Source organism: uncultured Polaribacter sp., assembly GCF_947497125.1.
Classification (GTDB): Bacteria; Bacteroidota; Bacteroidia; order Flavobacteriales; family Flavobacteriaceae; genus Polaribacter.
Genome location: NZ_CANMFI010000001.1, coordinates 193,629 through 213,497, shown reverse-complemented (window position 1 = coordinate 213,497; position 19,869 = coordinate 193,629). Strand labels below are relative to the sequence as shown.

14 protein-coding genes and 1 riboswitch are annotated in these 19,869 nt (G+C 29.7%); of the genes, 9 read left to right on the top strand and 5 right to left on the bottom strand.

All coding sequences use genetic code 11. The annotated features are described in order from the left end of the window. Nucleotides 1–33: 33 nt before the first annotated feature. Complete coding sequence (locus Q0678_RS01010) at nt 34–2,355, bottom strand: ATP-dependent helicase (RefSeq protein WP_299052673.1); 2,322 nt, start codon at nt 2,353–2,355, stop codon at nt 34–36. 239 nt (nt 2,356–2,594) lie between these two features. Between Q0678_RS01010 and Q0678_RS01005 the strand changes: the two genes are divergently transcribed. From Q0678_RS01005 to Q0678_RS00995, 3 genes are read left to right on the top strand one after another with little or no spacing between them, the layout of a single operon-like run. After that, nucleotides 2,595–3,212 carry a SatD family protein gene (locus Q0678_RS01005; RefSeq protein ID WP_299052670.1) on the top strand — a complete coding sequence of 206 codons (618 nt, stop codon included), beginning with the start codon at nt 2,595–2,597 and terminating at the stop codon, nt 3,210–3,212. A gap of 1 nt (nt 3,213) precedes the next feature. Further along, the gene (locus Q0678_RS01000; protein WP_299052668.1) at nt 3,214–3,936 is read left to right on the top strand and encodes a DUF3307 domain-containing protein; all 723 of its coding nucleotides are present in this window, start codon (nt 3,214–3,216) and stop codon (nt 3,934–3,936) included. Then, complete coding sequence (locus Q0678_RS00995) at nt 3,937–4,449, top strand: hypothetical protein (protein ID WP_299052665.1); 513 nt, start codon at nt 3,937–3,939, stop codon at nt 4,447–4,449. A 68-nt stretch (nt 4,450–4,517) separates the two neighbouring features. On the opposite strand, the gene Q0678_RS00990 is transcribed toward Q0678_RS00995, so the two are convergent. Continuing rightward, a complete protein-coding gene (locus Q0678_RS00990; protein WP_299052662.1) occupies nt 4,518–6,464 on the bottom strand; it encodes a TonB-dependent siderophore receptor in 1,947 nt (648 codons plus the stop codon). Between the two features lie 86 nt (nt 6,465–6,550). Next, nucleotides 6,551–6,795, bottom strand: a riboswitch (cobalamin riboswitch). A gap of 61 nt (nt 6,796–6,856) precedes the next feature. Here Q0678_RS00990 and Q0678_RS00985 point away from each other — a divergent pair. After that, nucleotides 6,857–7,990: an ABC transporter substrate-binding protein gene (locus Q0678_RS00985; RefSeq protein WP_299052659.1), complete on the top strand. Its 1,134-nt coding sequence runs from the start codon at nt 6,857–6,859 to the stop codon at nt 7,988–7,990. Nucleotides 7,991–8,161: 171 nt separating this feature from the next. Here Q0678_RS00985 and Q0678_RS00980 read toward each other — a convergent pair whose 3' ends face one another. From Q0678_RS00980 to Q0678_RS00970, 3 genes are all read right to left on the bottom strand, one after another. After that, on the bottom strand, nt 8,162–10,903 hold the full coding sequence (locus Q0678_RS00980; RefSeq protein WP_299052655.1) for a DNA gyrase/topoisomerase IV subunit A: 2,742 nt from the start codon (nt 10,901–10,903) through the stop codon (nt 8,162–8,164). Nucleotides 10,904–11,095: 192 nt separating this feature from the next. Further along, nucleotides 11,096–11,293, bottom strand: a complete 198-nt coding sequence (locus Q0678_RS00975) for a hypothetical protein (RefSeq protein WP_299052653.1) — start codon at nt 11,291–11,293, stop codon at nt 11,096–11,098. Next, nucleotides 11,290–13,149, bottom strand: a complete 1,860-nt coding sequence (locus Q0678_RS00970) for a DNA topoisomerase IV subunit B (RefSeq protein ID WP_299052651.1) — start codon at nt 13,147–13,149, stop codon at nt 11,290–11,292. Before Q0678_RS00970 ends, Q0678_RS00975 begins: the two co-directional genes overlap by 4 nt. Nucleotides 13,150–13,366: 217 nt before the next feature. On the opposite strand from Q0678_RS00970, the gene Q0678_RS00965 reads away from it, so the two are divergent. The 5 genes from Q0678_RS00965 to Q0678_RS00945 all read left to right on the top strand — a co-directional run bounded on the left by Q0678_RS00965 (nt 13,367) and on the right by Q0678_RS00945 (nt 19,846). Continuing rightward, on the top strand, nt 13,367–15,073 hold the full coding sequence (locus Q0678_RS00965; RefSeq protein ID WP_299052649.1) for a sensor histidine kinase: 1,707 nt from the start codon (nt 13,367–13,369) through the stop codon (nt 15,071–15,073). A 102-nt stretch (nt 15,074–15,175) separates the two neighbouring features. Further along, nucleotides 15,176–16,420 (top strand): diaminopimelate decarboxylase, encoded by a 1,245-nt coding sequence (gene lysA / locus Q0678_RS00960; protein ID WP_299052646.1) that lies wholly within the window; start codon nt 15,176–15,178, stop codon nt 16,418–16,420. An 83-nt stretch (nt 16,421–16,503) separates the two neighbouring features. Beyond that, complete coding sequence (locus Q0678_RS00955; protein WP_299052644.1) at nt 16,504–17,115, top strand: fumarylacetoacetate hydrolase family protein; 612 nt, start codon at nt 16,504–16,506, stop codon at nt 17,113–17,115. 52 nt (nt 17,116–17,167) lie between these two features. Continuing rightward, the gene (locus tag Q0678_RS00950; RefSeq protein WP_299052641.1) at nt 17,168–17,641 is read left to right on the top strand and encodes an N-acetyltransferase; all 474 of its coding nucleotides are present in this window, start codon (nt 17,168–17,170) and stop codon (nt 17,639–17,641) included. A gap of 81 nt (nt 17,642–17,722) precedes the next feature. Then, nucleotides 17,723–19,846 carry a Tex family protein gene (locus Q0678_RS00945; RefSeq protein ID WP_299052639.1) on the top strand — a complete coding sequence of 708 codons (2,124 nt, stop codon included), beginning with the start codon at nt 17,723–17,725 and terminating at the stop codon, nt 19,844–19,846. Nucleotides 19,847–19,869 lie beyond the last annotated feature (23 nt).

Below are 19,869 nucleotides of genomic sequence, written 5' to 3'. Positions count from 1 at the left end.
ATAACATTTTTTTTTGTCTTTTAGATCGATTTTTTATCCAATCACTTTTAATTTTGCGAATTGTAGTAATAATTTCTTTTTACCAACGGTACCAAATTTAATTTCCGCTTTTTTATTGGGCCCGTTTCCTTCTAATGCAATTACTTCTCCACTACCAAAACGATTGTGTTCCACAATATTACCAACAATAATATTGCCATCAAATAAATTTGCTTTTGTGTTGGTTTCCGAAACTTTTTTTAAATTTTTGGGTATAATAATTTCTTTCTTTTTTGCCATATCACGCTCCATTTTCTTACGCTGAATTGGCTTTTGAAATCGAATTCCTTTTGGTGCATCTTCAAAAATGCTTTTATCAATAAAATTATTTACAGCTCTTTCGGGTGCTTTTGGTGTTAAATAATGTAAATATTGGTCGTCAATTTCTTCTAAAAACCTACTTGGTTCTGCATCTACTAACTTCCCCCACCTGTAACGTGTTTGTGCATAGGTTAAATAAGCTACTTTTTCGGCTCTTGTTATTGCTACATAAAACAACCTTCGCTCTTCCTCTAACTCGCTTCTGGTATTCATACTCATCGCAGAAGGAAACAAATTTTCTTCTAAACCAACTACATATACATACAAATACTCTAACCCTTTAGATTGATGAATGGTCATTAACGATACGCTTGGTTTATCGTCTTCTTTTTTAGCATCAAAATCTGTAGCCAAGGCAACATCTTCTAAAAAAGTAGTTAAAGAGGTATCTTCTCCTTCTTCTATTTTATCTGTTATAAAGTCTTTTATACCATTTAAAAGTTCTTGTACATTTTCTACTTTACTTACCGCTTCTGGTGTACCTTCTTTTTCTAAATCTTTTATTAAAAGTGTCTTTTTAACTACTATTTCTGCTATTTCGAAAGCGTTTTTTGTTTGCGCTTCTATTTGCAGACTTTGCATCATATTCATAAAATTCTGTAACTTATTTTTAGTACCAGAATTTATTTTTAAATCAATTTTATCGATGTATTTTATAATATCGAAAATAGATTTTTTATAATGATTTGCAGCTATTGTTAACTTATCGATCGTAGTTGCACCAATACCTCGTGCAGGATAATTAATAATTCTTTTTAACGCTTCTTCATCACTCGGATTGATTAAAATACGTAAATAAGATAAAATATCTTTGATTTCTTTTCTTTGATAAAAAGAAATACCACCATAAATTTTATAATCAATTCCTTTTTTACGCAATGCGTCTTCTATGGCTCTAGATTGCGAATTGGTTCTGTACAAAACACAAAAACCATCTGGTGTTAACTGATTGTTCATCATGTTTTCCCAAATAGACTGTGCCACAAAACGTCCTTCTTCTCCATCAGAAATTGTACGCATAACATTGATGGCTTCGCCGGCATCATTACTTGTCCAAACTTCTTTATCTAACTTTGTTTTGTTTTTTGCAATCACAGAGTTTGCTGCATTAACTATATTGCTTGTAGAACGATAATTTTGTTCTAATTTAAAGGTTTTTACTTCTGGATAATCTTTTTGAAAATTTAAAATATTCTGAATATTTGCACCCCTAAAACTATAGATACTTTGGCTATCATCACCCACCACACAAATGTTCTGAAAACGGTCTGCCAAAGCTTTTACAATTAAATATTGCGAGTGATTTGTATCTTGATACTCATCAACCATAATATATCGAAAGCGGTCTTGATATTTAGCCAACGATTCTGGAAAACGAACTAATAACTCATTGGTTCTTAGCAATAAATCATCAAAATCCATAGCACCTGCTTTAAAACACCTGTCTACATATTCTTTATAAATATTACCTACTTCTGGCCTACTTGCATGCAAATCTGCTTCTTGTAAATCACTATTATTAAAATATGCTCTAACAGTAATTAAGCTATTTTTAAAAGATGATATTCTTCCTAAAATTTGCTTTGCCTTATATTGCTCTTTGTTTAAATTTTTCTCTTTGATTATAGCCGATATCAAACGAACAGAATCTTGGGTGTCATAAATAGTAAAGTTGGTAGGAAAACCCAACTTATCTGCTTCAGAACGTAAAATTCTTGCAAAGACAGAGTGAAATGTTCCCATCCAAAGATTTTTTGCTTCACTTGCACCAACTACTCCCGCAATTCTTTCTTTCATTTCTCTTGCCGCCTTATTGGTAAAAGTTAGCGATAAAATATTAAAAGAATCTACGCCTTGTTGCATTAAGTGAGCTATTCTGTAGGTTAACACACGTGTTTTACCAGAACCTGCTCCTGCAATAATAATCATGGGTCCGTCTTTTTGAAGAACCGCTTGTTTCTGTGCTTCGTTTAAAGAATTTAAGTAACTATTCAATATCTATTTTTTTGAAAAATTAAAATGTGAATTTAACCAAACTATTTGTTTTTTATAAAATATGATACATATTTTTATTCAAAAGTTATTCATTATTTAAACGAATAATATCTGCTCTTAACCAGATATTTTAAAATATCTGCTTTAAACCCGATAATGAAAAATATCTGCTCTAAACCCGATAATCTTATTGTTTGATAAATAAAAAAGCTATATTTGTTAAAAATGATTCTATTCTAATGACAAGTATATTAACAGCAGACATTGTAAATTCTAGAAAAACGCAAGATGTTTCTTGGTTGATAAATAGCCTTAAGAAAATATTAAATATGTATGGAGAATCTCCAAAAACATGGGAAATATACAGAGGAGATAGTTTTCAATTAGAAATAAATAGTTGTGAAAGTGCTTTATTTACAGCTTTACAAATAAAATCTGCCCTAAAATCGACTGAAAATATTGATGTTAGAATTGGCATAGGAATTGGTAAAAAAGAATTTAGTACTTCTAAAATTACAGAGTCTAATGGAGAGGCTTTTATCAACTCTGGTTTTGCCTTTGATAATTATCTTAAAAAACAACACTTAGCTATAAAAACACCCTGGAAAGAGGTTGATGAAGAGTTAAATATTGCTTTTGATTTGGCTCTTTTAACCATAAATTCTTGGACACAAAACTCTGCAGAAATTTTTAAACTTTCTTTAGATAATATGGATGCTACTCAAAAAGAGATTTCGAAAATTTTAGGAATATCTCAAAGTAGCGTTAGCGAACGTCAAAAAAGAGCAGGTTTTGAACCTATTATGAAATTAGAAAAACATTTTAGAAAATTAATTCAACAAAAGATACAGGTATAAAATGATTTTATTTTTAAAATTATTGTTGGCACATATTTTAGGAGATTTTGTTTTTCAACCAGAAAAATGGGTAAAAGACAAAGAAAAAAAGAAAGTAAAATCTATAAAACTTTACTTTCATATAGCTGTTCACGCCTTTTTATTATTACTGGTACTTCAATTAAATTTACAAGAATATTGGCTTGGTTTTTTGTTGATAATAAGTAGTCATTTTACTATTGATTTACTAAAACTATACCTTCAAAAAAAGCCTACAAAAAGATATTGGTTTTTTATAGATCAAATGTTACATCTATTATTTTTAGTTATAGCAGCTTCTTTTTATGTTGATTTTTATTTTTCGGCAGAAAGCTTTATCACAGATAAACTTTTATTAGTTACCATCTTTTTACTCTTGGTTAGTTTTGTATCTGCAATTATCATTAAAATAATTATAACACAATGGAATCCTGAGAATAAAAAAGAAAATGATGAATCTTTAGCCAAAGCAGGACGCTATATTGGAATTTTAGAAAGATTATTCGTTTTTACCTTTGTAATTACCAATCATTGGGAAGCTATTGGTTTTTTATTGGCTGCAAAGTCTGTTTTTAGATTTGGAGATTTAAGAACTTCAAAAGACAGAAAACTGACGGAATATATTTTAATTGGTACTTTATTAAGTTTTGGCTTTGCTATCTTTTTAGGAGTTTTATATTTGTATGTATTAAATTTACAATCATAAATGGAAGATAAATTATTAGAAAGTATTGCTTATGTTTTACCAGCAGTTGTTACTGGTTTTGTAGCTTATTATATGTTTAATGGGTTCATCCAAAATAAAAATTCTGAAAAAAAATTAGAATTATTAGCAGAAAGAAAAAAAGAAACTTTACCAATTAAACTTCAAGCTTACGAGCGCTTAATGCTTTTTTGTGACAGAATAAACCCTGTAAAAATGCTAATGAGGGTTCAACCAATATCTAACAATACCGAAGATTATTTACAACTATTATTAGCAAACATAGAGCAAGAATTTGAACATAATTTAGTACAACAAATCTACATATCAGAAGAAACCTGGACAACCATCTGTATTGCAAAAAATGCAGTAATTAATAAATTAAAACAAGTTGCAGAAAACGCTTCTTCTGCCAATGATTTTAGAGAAAATGTTTTAATAGATTATTCTAAAACATTGCCTCCAACAGAAACTGCAATCGCATTTATAAAAAAAGAAGTTAAAGGTTTGATATAAAACCGAAAAAACACCTATTTTAATTACATAAGTGCTTTTCGATTAACTTTAAAAAGGTTATTTGGTTATTAAAAATTTAACCGTACGCCTACTTTGTAATTTCTTCCTCTTGTAGAAAAACCTAAAATATCATCAAAATCTTCATTTAAAAGATTGGTAACTGCCGCATATAAATTAACAGTATTTTCTAAAAACTTATAATTTGTAGTAAAATCTACCACGTTGAAGCTATCTAAAATAACATTGTTACCTGCAGTGGTAAATGAGCCATATCTATCAAATATACTTCGTTCTCCGACATGTCTATATACTACATTAAAAATTGCATTTTTAAATGGAGTAATTTCTAAATCTGTAACAAACTTGTGTGCTGGAATATAATCGTTAAAATCTTCAAATTTATCTCTATCAATATAGGTATAAGATGCATTAATTGTTAAAAATGAGGTTGGTATAACACGTGTATTTAACTCTATTCCGTTTGCATCAGAAGAACCATTTGCATAACTAAAGCTAGCGTTGTCGTAAATTATAGCGTTTGTTTCTTTTCTATCAAAATAGACCGCATCAAACTGCAACCAATCTTGGTAATTAATATCAAAACCAAATTCAAAAGTTTCATTTGTTTCAGGGTTTAAATCGATATTTCCAGAAAAACCGTCATATAATTGATATAAACTTGGGGCAATAAATGCTGTACTATATGAAGTAAATAGTTTCAACTTTGTTTTTTTATTCTTAAAAATCGTGTAAGCCAAGTTACCATCATATACAAATTGATTACCATAAACATTGTGCATGTTGTAACGACCTCCAATATTAGCACTTAACCCAAAATCTAAAACATAAACAAGACTCGCATAAGGATCTACAGTATTAAAATTTGCCACCTCTTTATCGATAGTTGCAAAAGGTGTTACTGTACTATTGCTATGTTCTTGGTAATTTACACCTGTAATTAACTGTAATTTATTGCTTAATTCATATTTGTGCACAAAATCTAGATTGATGCTATTTCCGTTAAACTGATAATTATCTAACGTATTAGAAAAAGAGTTAAACTGATTAAAACTTCTTTGTACTTTATTTTTTGATGCTAAAATATTAAATACACCTTTTTTGTATGTGTAATTAGATTGAAAACCTACTCTTAATTGTTCTTGGCTACCAGTATTTACATCGCTATCAGAAAATGCACCAGCATCAAAATCATACTGAAATTCATCATAATTTAAAAAAGCAGTTAGCGATAACTGATCATTAACGCGGTATCCTAATTTAAACAATCCGTTTGCAGAATTATAAGCATCATTTTCATAATTAGTATTGGTAGTGCTTTTTGCCGAAGACATTCCATCTAAACCCGTTAAACTATAAGAACCTAAAAAATTAAATTTTCCTAAAGTACCGTTTAAATTTAAATTCTGATTTCTATCAGACAAATTACTATTAGACGTTTTTGCGGAATTATTGGTACCTAAACTAGTTTCAAAAGAACCAGAAATAATTTTATTAGACGCTTTTTTTAAAATCACATTAATAACAGCAGCTGCAGCACCAGAGCCATATAATGCAGAAGAGGCTCCTTTTAAAATTTCAATTTTTTCAATTTGATTAATCGCTAATAAACGCATATCAAATTCTTGATTAATTGCAGATTGATCTGTAACTGGCACACCGTCAATCAACACCAAAACCTGCCTAGCTCTACCGCCTCTTATATTTATACTTCTTGGCTCTGTAAGATTTGTGTTTACACCTTTAACATCAATACCTGCAACAGTATTAATTAGATCGATAACCGTTTTACCTGCATTACTTTGCAATTGTTTTTGAGAAATTACATGAATTACTTTTCCTGTATTCTCTTTTTTTAAATTAAACTTTGTGGCTGTAACAACCACTTCATCTAAAGATTCTACCTGTTCTGTTTGCTTTTCTTTTTTTTGAGCAAATAGATTTGTGCTAGCAAAACTACATGCCAAAACACCAACAATTAATAATTGTTTTTTCATTTTTTTTTGATTTAATTGTAACAATAAATCAGGTAAATTTCGTGTACGAAAATAGATTAGTACAGAAAACTTTTATCCCGAAAGTTTTTTAACTTGTGATTCTTGGCAGGTCTCCTGACTTGTTTTTATGTTATTTTGCCTTCCCAATAGTAACCTATCAGTGGCTAGAGTGTAAATAACATCCTTTAAAAAGGTACTTTTTAATAATTCTATCGAATTAAAAATCAGTATTAACTTACAGTTGCGGGAACAGTTCTAGATTTTAACTAGATTCCCTTTTAATTTAATACAAAATGAGATTTGTATTAAAACCAAAATTCGATGCAAAAGTAAGTTTTAAATTAGTATTAAAAAACATTTTTGTAATCTTGTTGAAAATTTCGTCTAATAATATGAACAAAATATTAAAATTATCTTTTTTAATACCTTTCCTTTTAATGTTTGCTTGCAACAAACAATCTAATACCAATCATAAAAAGAAAAAAATATTAAGTAAAATAAGGTACGCAAAAGGGTTTGATATCATTGATAAAAAAGGAAGTAAAAAATTAATTATTAAGACAGACTATAAAAATTCTAATAATTTTTCTGATTACACTATAACAAAAAAAAATAACCAGCAAGTAGCTGAATCTCATTATAATATTAGAGTTCCTATTAAAGAAATCATTCTTACCTCTACAACACATGTACCTATGGTAGAACTCTTAAATGAAGAAGAATCGATTATTGGCTTTCCAAATTCAAAATATATTTCATCAAAAAAAACAAGATCATTAATAGACAATGGTCAAATAAAAGAAATTGGAAAAGAAAGCTCTTTAAACACAGAAATAATATTAGAATTACAACCAGAATTAGTGGTAGGTTTTGCTGTAGCATCTGAAGATAAAAATTTAACTACACTAAAAAAAGCAGGAATACCTGTAATATACAATGCTGATTGGCTAGAAAATACGCCATTAGGAAGAGCTGAATGGATACAGTTTTTTGGCATACTTTTCGACAAAGAAAAACAAGCCGATAGTATTTTTAAAACCATTGAAAAAAACTATAACGAGGCGAAGGAAATTGCAAAAAAATCAAAAATAAGTCCCAAAATAATCTCTGGAGCAATAATGAGTAAAGGTATTTGGAATTTACCCGCAGGTGATAGTTTTGTTGCTCAATTTATGAAGGATGCCAATTTAAATTACTTATGGAAAAACACCAAAGGAAAAGGTAGTTTATCTCTTAGTTTTGAGAGTGTTTTTGACAAAGGTAAAAATGCTGACTTTTGGATTGCACCTGCCTATTTTACTACCAAAAAAGATTTACTAAAGAGTAATAATTTGTATGCTGAATTTAAAGCTTTTAAAGATGATGAAATATACACACCAACCACAAAAAAAGGAACTACTGGAGGTGTTATCTATTATGAACTGGCTCCGACAAGACCAGATTTAGTACTAAAAGATTTCATAAAAATTACCAACCCAAAGTTATTACCCAATTACACCCTTACTTTTTTTGAAAAAATGAAGTAAAACCTTATTACTTTTGGTTGTAAAAGAGATTAACTAACTTAAAACATCTTTAGTTTACTGTAAATGGAGCAATTAAACCACTAAAAAAGTGACAACTAAATTCAATTAAACTTAGAATAAAAACGAACACAACAAGTTTTTTAATGTATTTATTCATCCTAAAATTTTAAATTAAAATAATTTGGTTTGATTTTCATCATCAATTCTTTTTTGCTCTGCTTTCTTTTTTGCAATTGACTTTTGCAAGGCAATTTTTGCTTTTTCTTCTGCAGATAACTCTTCTAAGACAGGTTTTACAATATTTGATTCTTCTATTTCAATCGGTAATTGCTCTTCTCTTTCTTCTTTTGACTCATTTACTACCGCTTCTGTTTCTTCTTTTTCATCATCTTCTAAATCAAAAGGCAAAGAATCTAATAAATTAACATTCTTTATCTTTTCTGTAGTTAATTGATTTCCTTGTGCTTTTATTCCTTTAACAGCAATAAACTCCTCAAAATTAACTAGCTCATTTTCTAAACTTCTTTTAGAAAACTGAACCTCTGCAATAGGTCTATAATCAGTAGCTACAATTTCTAACTGACTCTTTGGATGATCAGAAATAAACTCTTCTTCTTTGTCTGTGGTTTCAATTAAAAAACGTTTTACAAAATAACGCTCTTTTTCACCATCGTAATAAATGGCAGATATTGGTTTGTTTGGCTTCCATTTTTCAAGTACAATCATGTCATCTTCAAAATGCATTGCTAAGTCTGGTTTTACCGCTTTGGCTTTACCCGTTTGAGTAACAATCAATAACTTATCCGCAGCTCTAAACTCACCCAACAACTCTCCTCTATTGTCAACATTTAAACGTTGTACAGCGTCATCAAACCAAATTTTACGAGGTTTTAATGTAGAGACTCCTTCACTTTTAAAATCTATACTCTTTATACCATACTTTGTAATTGTATTTCCTCTAACCCCTCTACCTTTTACCGCTAAATCTGCAAAATTAATATCCCATTTTAGTTTTTTAACGCTACCAACTGCACGTAAATTAACAGTTACTACTTCTGCTTCTCCGTTCGGATTTGCTGTAAAATAATGCACTAAAGAACCCTTTTTATTATTGGTTAAATCGTATTCTTTATCTCTAGTAACAGAGGTTACATTAAAGCGTTTCATATAAGAAGCACCTTTTGTACCGTCTCTATAAATCATGTTGTACACCGTTCTTTTATCTTTCTTTTTAAAGACAGCTACATGAATGATATCTTTCCCTACAAAAGTTTTAGCGTCTACTTTTGTAACAGACATTACTCCATCTTTTCTAAAAATAATGATGTCATCAATATCAGAACAATCGGTAACAAATTCGTCTTTTTTAAGTGAGGTACCTATAAAACCTTCCGCTCTATTTACATATAGTTTTGCGTTGTTCATTGCAACTTTAGAAGCTACAATGTCATCAAAAATTCTTATTTCGGTTTTACGCTCTTTCCCTTTTCCGTACGTTTCTTTTAAGCGCTTAAAATAGTCGATTGCAAAATCGATAAGATTTGCTAAATGGTGTTTTACCCCAGCAATTTTCTCTTCTAAACCTTCAATAAACTGCTTGGCTTTGTCAATATCAAATTTAGATATTTTCTTAATTCTAATTTCTGTTAAACGTGTTATATCATCAATAGTAATAGCACGTTTTAGATGTTTTATATGAGGCTGTAATCCTTTATCAATAGCTTCAATTACACCATCCCAAGTTTCTTCTTCTTCTATATCTCTATAAATTCTATTTTCTATAAAAATACGCTCTAAAGAAGAAAAATGCCATTGTTCTTCTAATTCATTTAGCTGAATTTCTAATTCCTTTTTCAACAATTCTACGGTTAAATCTGTAGAATGTTTTAGCATTTCTGTAACTCCAACAAAAACAGGTGTATTATTTTCTATGGTACATGCCAAAGGTGAAATTGAAGTTTCGCAATTGGTAAACGCATACAAAGCATCAATGGATTTATCTGGTGATACATTCGGTGGTAAATGCACCAAAATCTCTACCTCTGCAGCCGTGTTGTCTTCTATCTTTTTTATTTTGATTTTTCCTTTGTCATTGGCTTTTAAGATGCTATCAATCAATGAGGAAGTTGTGGTAGAAAACGGAATTTCGTTAATTACCAATGTTTTTTTATCTAATTGAGATATTTTAGCACGAATACGTACTTTACCACCACGTTTACCATCATTATAATTGGTAAAATCTGCAATTCCGCCAGTTAAAAAATCAGGTACAATTTTAAAACTTCTACCTTTTAAATATTTAATAGAAGCATCTATTAATTCTAAAAAATTGTGTGGTAATATTTTAGTAGACAAACCTACTGCAATACCTTCTGCGCCTTGCGCTAGTAATAATGGAAACTTTACTGGTAAATCTATTGGTTCTTTTCTACGACCGTCATAAGAAAGTTTCCACTCTGTCGTTTTCGGGTTAAAAACAACATCCAAAGCAAATTTAGACAAACGCGCTTCTATATATCTTGATGCTGCGGCTCTATCTCCTGTTAAGATATTACCCCAGTTACCTTGCATGTCTATCAACAATTCTTTCTGACCAATTTGCACCATCGCATCTGCAATAGAAGCATCTCCGTGAGGGTGATATTGCATGGTATGACCAACAATATTCGCTACTTTATTGTAACGGCCATCGTCTAGATCTTTCATAGAATGCATAATTCTACGTTGCACAGGTTTTAATCCATCTTCTAAAGAAGGGACGGCTCTTTCTAAGATTACATAACTAGCATAATCTAAAAACCATTCTTTGTACATACCTGTAACTTTAGTAATGGTTTCTACCGAATCAGCTTGATTATCAAGATGTTCTTGATCAGTTAATTTCTCTTCGTGTTCGTTTGTTTCTTCACTCATTTAAAAAAAACGTTTATTTGTTTAAGCGTTTCATTGTTTATTATTTGGGCGTTTTAACGGGCTTTCCGTTATATCTTTTTCCAGCAACCCTAAATTAATTTAGGGTTTAGTAAAAAGGATGTCACTTCAATCCCTAACGCAAGCCTGTTTGCTAACTATCTGCTTTAATCAGAATCTTTTTTGGTTCTAATTTTATTTCTTTTTCTCTTTAATTCCTCCTTTTATCATTTGAAGAGCTAAAGACATCATTGATGAAGATAACACTCCTAAATACGCCGATGAATTTTCTTTAAATGATAACTCTTTGTAATTAATTTGAGTGAGCCAAAAAATTAAAATGACCAATAAAATAATTGAAAAAATATTAAAAACTGTTTTTATTTTTTTCATACTTCCTCTTCTACGTAATCTAATTCAACCTTTAAATTGTTTATGATAAACTTCTGCCTGTCTGGCGTATTTTTACCCATGTAAAACTCTAACATTTGTTCAATAGACATTTCCTTGTCTAACATTACAGGATCTAAACGAATATCATCACCTATAAAATGCACAAATTCGTTTGGTGAAATCTCTCCCAAACCTTTAAATCGAGTTATTTCTGGCTTTCCTTTTAATTTTTCTATCGCGTCATGTTTTTCTTCATCAGAATAACAATAAAAAGTTTCTTTTTTATTACGAACTCTAAAAAGAGGTGTTTCTAAAATATACAAATGCCCTTCTTTAATCAGTTCTGGAAAAAACTGTAAGAAAAAGGTAATTAATAACAAACGAATGTGCATACCATCTACATCGGCATCTGTAGCAATTACAATGTTGTTATAACGTAAATCTTCTAAACCATCTTCTATATTTAGCGCCGCCTGCAATAGGTTAAATTCTTCATTTTCGTATACAATCTTCTTACTTAATCCGTAAGAATTTAAAGGCTTTCCTTTTAAACTAAAAACAGCTTGTGTATTTACATTTCTAGATTTTGTTATAGATCCAGAAGCAGAATCTCCCTCTGTAATAAACAGCGTAGAATCTAAGTAATTGTCTTTTTTAATATCACCTAAATGAACCCTACAATCGCGTAGTTTTTTGTTGTGCAAACTCGCTTTTTTAGCTCTATCTTTTGCTAACTTTCTAATTCCAGATAGCTCTTTACGTTCTTTTTCTGCTTGTATAATTTTACGTTGTAATGCATCTGCAACGTTAGGATTTTTATGTAAAAAATTATCTAATTCTGTCTTTAAAAAATCGTTGATGTAGGTTCTTACGGTTGGCAAATCTCCCCCCATATCTGTAGATCCTAATTTTGTTTTGGTCTGACTTTCAAAAACAGGTTCCATTACTTTTATGGCAATGGCAGAAATAATAGATTTTCGAACATCAGAAGCTTCAAAATTTTTGCCATAAAAATCTCTTATTGTTTTTACAACAGCTTCTCTAAATGCCGATTGATGTGTACCACCTTGTGTAGTGTGTTGCCCATTTACAAAAGAATGGTACTCTTCTGAATATTGTGTTTTACTATGGGTTATTGCAACCTCTATATCATTCCCTTTTAAGTGAATGATTGGGTACAACATGTCTTCTTTATTGTTGTTATCTTCTAGTAAATCTTTTAATCCGTTTTCTGAAAAGAATTTTTCTCCGTTAAAAACAATGGTTAAACCGGGGTTTAAATACACATAATTTTTTAACATTTTTGCTACATATTCATTTCTGAACTTGTAGTTTTTAAAAATTTCTTCGTCAGGTACAAATTGTACTTTGGTTCCTTTTCTTCGAGAAGTTTCATCTAAAAACTCTTCATTTTCTAAATTACCTTTGCTAAATTCTGCAGAGGCAGATTTACCTTCTCTAGAAGATTCTACTCTAAAAAATGATGACAAAGCATTTACTGCTTTCGTACCTACTCCGTTTAAACCTACCGATTTTTTAAATGCTTTAGAATCGTATTTACCACCAGTGTTCATTTTAGAAACAACGTCTACCACTTTACCTAAAGGAATTCCACGACCATAATCTCTAACAGTTACTTTACTACCTTGTATAGAAATTTCGATGGTTTTACCAGCACCCATTACATACTCATCAATAGAATTGTCGAGCACCTCTTTTACTAAGATATAAATACCATCATCTGCAGAAGAGCCGTCTCCAAGTTTTCCAATGTACATTCCTGGACGCATTCTTATATGCTCTTTCCAATCTAAAGATCTAATATTATCTTCTGTATATTTAGTTTCTTGTGTCATAAAATAAGTGGCAATTAACCCTGCTAAAATAGCATTTACTTAGCAATTCTAAAAGGACTATTCAATTTGTTTTCAACATAGTTTTAATTTTTTATAAAATAGTATTTCAAATACAAAAACACATCATTTTTAACCCAGTTCACAACAAAACAAATCTATTCTTGAAATAAGAATGCTATATTTGAGAAAAGCATTAACAATTTTTAAAAATTTTATTATGAAAAATATTATTTTACCTACAGAAATAAAAATAATTTTAATCATAATACTTTTATTCTCGACACATTGTATTAATGGTCAAGTTAATTTAAGCAATCAAGAAAACATAAAAATAGCAGCAAAAGCAGATTCGCTTATTAAAATTGATGAATTTTCTAAAGCTATAAAAATTGGTGGTATTTTATTAGAAAAAGGCTCTAAAAAAAACAATAAACTTGCTTTAGGATTGGCTTATAATATTATAGGAACCGTGTATAGTGCCTCTGGAAATTTAGATGCTGGAGAAACAAATTTTAAAAAAGGTATTGAGGTTTTTTCTTTGATAAAAGACTCTGTAAGAACCATTAGACTCATTGGAAATCTAGGTATAATATACAACAAGAAAAAGCAATTTAAAAAAAGAGATAGTATTTTAAACCTTGCCATTAAAGAAACAAAAAAAATAAAAAGTTCTAATTATTTTGATATTCAAATAACGTATGTAAAATACATGTTTGAACATAAAAATTATGAGGAGCTTATAAAAAGAGCTGATGAATACATTTACTTATTAAAAAAAGGGCACTTTAAAAAAGAAGCTAACCATAAAGATACATATTACAATTCATACGGATTGAATACTATTAAAGCATACAAAGCATTTGCTCTTATTGAATTGGGTGAACATGAAAAAGGTCATGAAATTTTAGTTGAAATAAAAAAATTTTTAGAGGAATCTAATGAATTAAATGCTAAAAAAAGATATGCAGTATATAGTTATTACAAAGCAATCTATTATTTAAAGACTGATAAAAATAAAGATTCTATTTATTACTACATGAATCAAATGTTAGACAAGCAAAATGAAGCTTATAAAAAATTTAAAGAACAATATAGAAACACTTCTTTTGCATTAAAACAAGTAGAAATTAAAGCCATCTCTGACAAAAAAAATGACGATATAGCTTCTAAAGAGGTTCAAATAAGAATTATTTTTTTAATTCTAACAATTCTTTTTATGACAACTCTTTTAGCAATCTTTCTTTTAAACACAAAAAGTAAACAAACAAAAGTAATAGAAGCTCAAAAAGAAATCATTGAATCTAACTTAGATCAAAAAAACTTATTACTAAACGAATTACATCACAGAGTTAAAAATAACCTACAAACCATTGTTAGTCTCTTAAACTTACAAGAAAAAAACATGACCGCTACAAACTCTGAAACAATTTTTAAAGATTCTGTAAGTAGAATTCGTGTTTTTTCTAAAATACACCATCAACTATATGAAAATGAAGACCTAACTAAAATAAAATTATGCGAGTACATAACTTCTCTTTCATCTGATATTCACAAAGTATACAACATAAATAAAAAAGTATTTCTTAATTTAAATTTAGATAAAAATATTTATTCTAATATAGATGACGCCATTTCAATAGGCCTTATAATAAATGAACTAATTACAAACTCTTTTAAACATGCAATTAAAAGCGATTATGAAGACACTATATTTATAGACATTAAAAAGAAGTTAAATACTGTAACTTTTTATTATAAAGATTCTGGAAGACCTTTTAATATTGAAGATTTACTAAATAAGACAAATAAATTAGGCGTAAATTTAATAAATAGATTGGCGAACCAATTAGGTACTGATGCTAATTTTGATTCTAAAAACGGACTAAAAGTTTGGTTTAAGTTTAAAATTAATAGGAAGGAATAGTTATAATAAAAACAATAAAAAACAATTTGTTGTATTTTTAAACAAATACATCTACTCACTAATTAATAATGTACTTTTGATCTTACTTAAAACATATTTATTTTGGATAGAAATCAACTTTTAGAAATAGCAAACAAATACGGCGGACCTGTATATGTATATGACACAGCAAAAATAGAGGCGCAATATAATCGTCTTACCAATGCATTTAGCGCTGTTAAAAACTTAAAATTAAACTACGCTGTAAAAGCTCTTTCAAACATCAATATATTAAAATTTTTTAAAAATATTGGTGCAGGTTTAGATACCGTTTCTATCCAAGAGGTACAATTAGGATTAACAACTGGTATTGATCCTAAAAAAATAATATTTACACCAAACGGTGTTTCCTTAAATGAAATTGAAGCAGTTGCTAAGTTAGGGGTTCAAATAAACATAGACAATTTGTCTATTTTAGAGCAGTTTGGACAAAAACACCCTACTATACCAGTTTGTGTTAGAATTAACCCTCATATTATGGCAGGTGGTAATTCTAAAATTTCTGTAGGTCATATCGATTCTAAATTTGGGATATCAATTCACCAAGTTCCGCATATCAAACGTGTGGTAGAAAATACAGGCATGAATATTAACGGTATTCATATGCATACTGGTTCTGATATTCTTGACATTGATACTTTTTTACGTGCAACAGAAATCTTATTTGATGTAGCTAAACAGTTTACTAATATCGATTTTATTGATTTTGGTAGCGGATTTAAAGTACCTTACAAAGAAGGAGATATTTCTACAGACATAGAACAATTAGGATTACAACTATCTGAAAGATTTAATGAGTTTTGTACAGAATACGGTAAAGAAATTACCTTAATGTTTGAACCTGGTAAATTTTTAGTTTCTGAAGCTGGTGTATTTTTAGCAAAAGTTAATGTTGTTAAACAAACCACTTCAACTGTTTTTGCACATGTAGATTCTGGCTTTAATCATTTGGTAAGACCAATGATGTATGATTCTTACCATAACATAAGTAATATTTCTAACCCAGAAGGGCGTGACAGGTACTACTCTGTAGTTGGCTACATTTGCGAAACAGACACCTTTGGTTCTAACAGAAGAATAGCAGAAATTTCTGAAGAAGATGTTTTGTGTTTTCATAATGCTGGTGCCTACTGTTATTCAATGGCATCTAACTACAACTCTAGATACTTGCCTGCAGAAGTAATGATACACAACGGTAAAGATTATTTAATTAGAAAACGTCAAACAATAGAAGACATTTTACACAATCAAGTTGCAGTAGATCTTTCTAAAACAGAAACAAAAAAGAGAGAAACTATAAAAGCATAAAATAACTTTCAAACAAACCTTTAATCCACTAACTACTATTTTTAGTGGATTTTTTATATTTACAAACAATAAAATTTTATAAAATGAAAATATTAGGCATTGGTAGTAATTATGTAACCGACTTAAAAGAAATTAAAGAAAAAAGAAACAATAAAAAATTTATTTTTTCGAAACCAGAAAGTAGTTTAGCCGTTAATTGTGATGTTGACTATCCTAGTGACATTACATCAAATTTGATTTATGAAGTAGAATTGGTAGTTAAAATAGGAAAAGAAGGTAAAAATATTTCTAAAGAAGATGCAAATTCATACATTTCTGAAATTGCTGTGGGCATAGATTACACAGCGGCAGATCTTTTAAATGATGCCAGAGAAACAAAACATCCTTGGGACTTTGCAAAAGGTTTTGACGGTGCTGCACCCATTTCTAGCTTTAAACCAGTTTCTAAATATAATTTAAGTGATATTAATTTCGACTTAAAAATTAACGGAATTGAAAAGCAAAAAAGCAATACAGCCTATATGATTCATAATTTTGCAGATATTATTGTCTTTATATCTAAATACATGACACTACAACCCGGTGATTTAATTTTTACTGGAACACCTGCAGTTGGTAAAGGTGAAATTTTTAAAGGAGACCATTTACAATGTAGCGTTAACGGAGAATTAATGTTAGATTTTAAAATGATTTAATTTTTTATTGATGAAAATTAGGCTTTCAAAAATTGAAGATATCCCGAAAATTATGATCGTTATTAACGATGCTAAAAGCTATTTGGCTGCACAAAATATAGACCAGTGGCAAAACGGATATCCGAACACAGCGCAAGTTGAAAATGATATCAAAAAAGGAGAAAGCTATGTTTTGGTAAATGATGAAAACCTAGTACTTGCCACCGCAATGTTTACGCTAAGAAAAGAACCTACTTACAAAAAAGTAATTGATGGCAATTGGCTTGTTTCTGAAGAAGAAATATACGGAGTTATCCATAGAATGGCAATTAAAAAAGAATACAGAAAATTTGGTTTAGCAACTTTACTTTTTAACGAGTTTCATCAACAGTTAAAAGTAAATGACATACAGAGCCTTAAAATTGATACGCATGAAGACAACCTCGGGATGCAATCTTTACTAAAAAAATTAGGATATGTATATTGTGGAATTATTTATACAAATTACAACGCAAAACGCTTGGCTTTTGAGAAAATAGTTTCCTAGAAAACACAAAATAAAACTATATTTACAACCTCATAAATTCATTTTTATGAGGTTTCTTTTTCAGATAAATTCAACTTAAAAATGCAATTACTTTCATACATTATTCAGCAAACACAACTTCCTTCAAAAGCTGTAGAAAACACCATTTCTCTTTTAAATGAAGATGCCACCATCCCTTTTATCGCTAGATATAGAAAAGAAATGACAGGCAATCTAGATGAAGTTGCAATTGGTGAAATTGAAAAATTTAAAGGTCTTTTTGAAGCCTTAGAAAAACGTAAAAAAGCCATTTTAAAAGCACTAGAGGAACAACAAGTTTTAACAGAAGAAATCTCTAAAAAGATACACAATACAACAGATTTAATTTCTTTGGAAGATGTGTATTTACCTTTTAAGAAAAAGCGAAAAACAAAAGCAGAAACAGCACGTTTACAAGGTTTAGAGCCATTGGCAAAGATGATGATGAGTCAGCGTGTATCTAACTTACATCAAACTGCAACTAAGTTCATTTCTAAAGACATTAAAAATGCAGAAAACGCTCTAGAAGGTGCTCGTTATATTATTGCAGAATGGATAAATGAACGCACCGATATCAGAAATACCATTCGTAAAGAATTAGAAAGACATGCTACAATTACTTCAAAAGTTATAAAAAATAAAATTGATGATGAAAAAGCGCAAAAATTCAGTCAGTATTTTGATTGGAGTGAATCTTTAAGCAACATACCATCGCATCGATTGTTGGCTATTTTAAGAGCAGAAAACGAAGGTTTTGTTCGTGTTAAAATAGAAGTAGATTCAGATAGACTTTTACATCGAATAGAAAACAGAATAATTCGCATAGAAAATGAGTGTTCAGAACAAATTAGACTTGCAATTCAAGATGCTTATAAAAGGTTGCTATCGCCTTCTCTATGTAATGAAAGAATGTCACTCGCAAAAGAAAAAGCTGATGAAGAGGCCATTGTTGTATTTTCTAAAAATTTAAAACAATTACTTTTAGGAGCTCCTTTGGGTGAAAAAAGAGTATTGGCCATAGATCCTGGTTTTAGATCTGGATGCAAAGTGGTTTGTCTAAATGCACAAGGCGATATAGAACACAATGAAACTATCTATCCGCACGAACCTCAAAATCAGAAATTAGAGGCTATAAAAAAAATTAGTTTTTTAGTAGATGAGCATAAAATTGAAGCCATTGCCATTGGTAACGGAACTGCTTCTAGAGAAACAGCGCAATTTGTCAAAAAAATTCAATTTAAAAATAACATTGCTGTATTTGTTGTTAGTGAAGCTGGCGCATCTATATATTCTGCTTCTAAAATTGCCAGAGAAGAGTTTCCTAATTATGATGTGACTGTAAGAGGCGCAATTTCAATAGGCAGGCGTTTGCAAGATCCGTTGGCAGAATTGGTTAAAATTGATGCAAAATCGATTGGTGTTGGGCAATATCAACATGATGTTGATCAAACGAAGCTAAAAAAATCGCTAGACAATACAGTAGAAAGTTGTGTAAATACTGTGGGAGTTAATATAAATACTGCAAGCGAATCTTTATTGAGCTACGTCTCTGGAATAGGGCCAAAAATTGCAGCAAATATTGTAAATCATAGAAATACAAATGGGGCATTTTCTAATAGAAACAATATTAAAAAAATTCCTCGTATAGGTAGCAAAGCTTTTGAACAAGCTGCTGGTTTTTTAAGAATTAAAAATGGTAAAAATCCGTTAGATGATTCTGCCGTGCACCCAGAAAGTTACGCTTTGGTTGATAAAATGGCTAAAGATTATAAGATAAAAATTAAAGAATTAATTGGCAACACAAGCTTGCTTCAAAAAATTAATCTTGTAAATTATAGTACTGAAAACACTGGTTTGCCAACTTTACAAGACATTGTTAAAGAATTAGAAAAACCAGGTTTAGACCCAAGAGCAACAGCAAAAGTATTTTCTTTTGATGTAAATATTAAAACGATTAATGATTTAAGAACCGGGCAATTATTACCCGGAATTGTAAATAACATCACCAATTTTGGATGTTTTGTAGACATTGGGATTAAAGAAAGCGGCTTAATTCATGTTTCTAATTTATCGGATACGTTTGTAAAAGATGTAAATACTATTGTTCACTTACAGCAACAAATTATTGTAAAAGTAGTAGAAGTTGATGTTGCTAGAAAGAGAATTCAATTGGCATTGGTGAAATAAATCAATAATTTTAGTATCTTTAT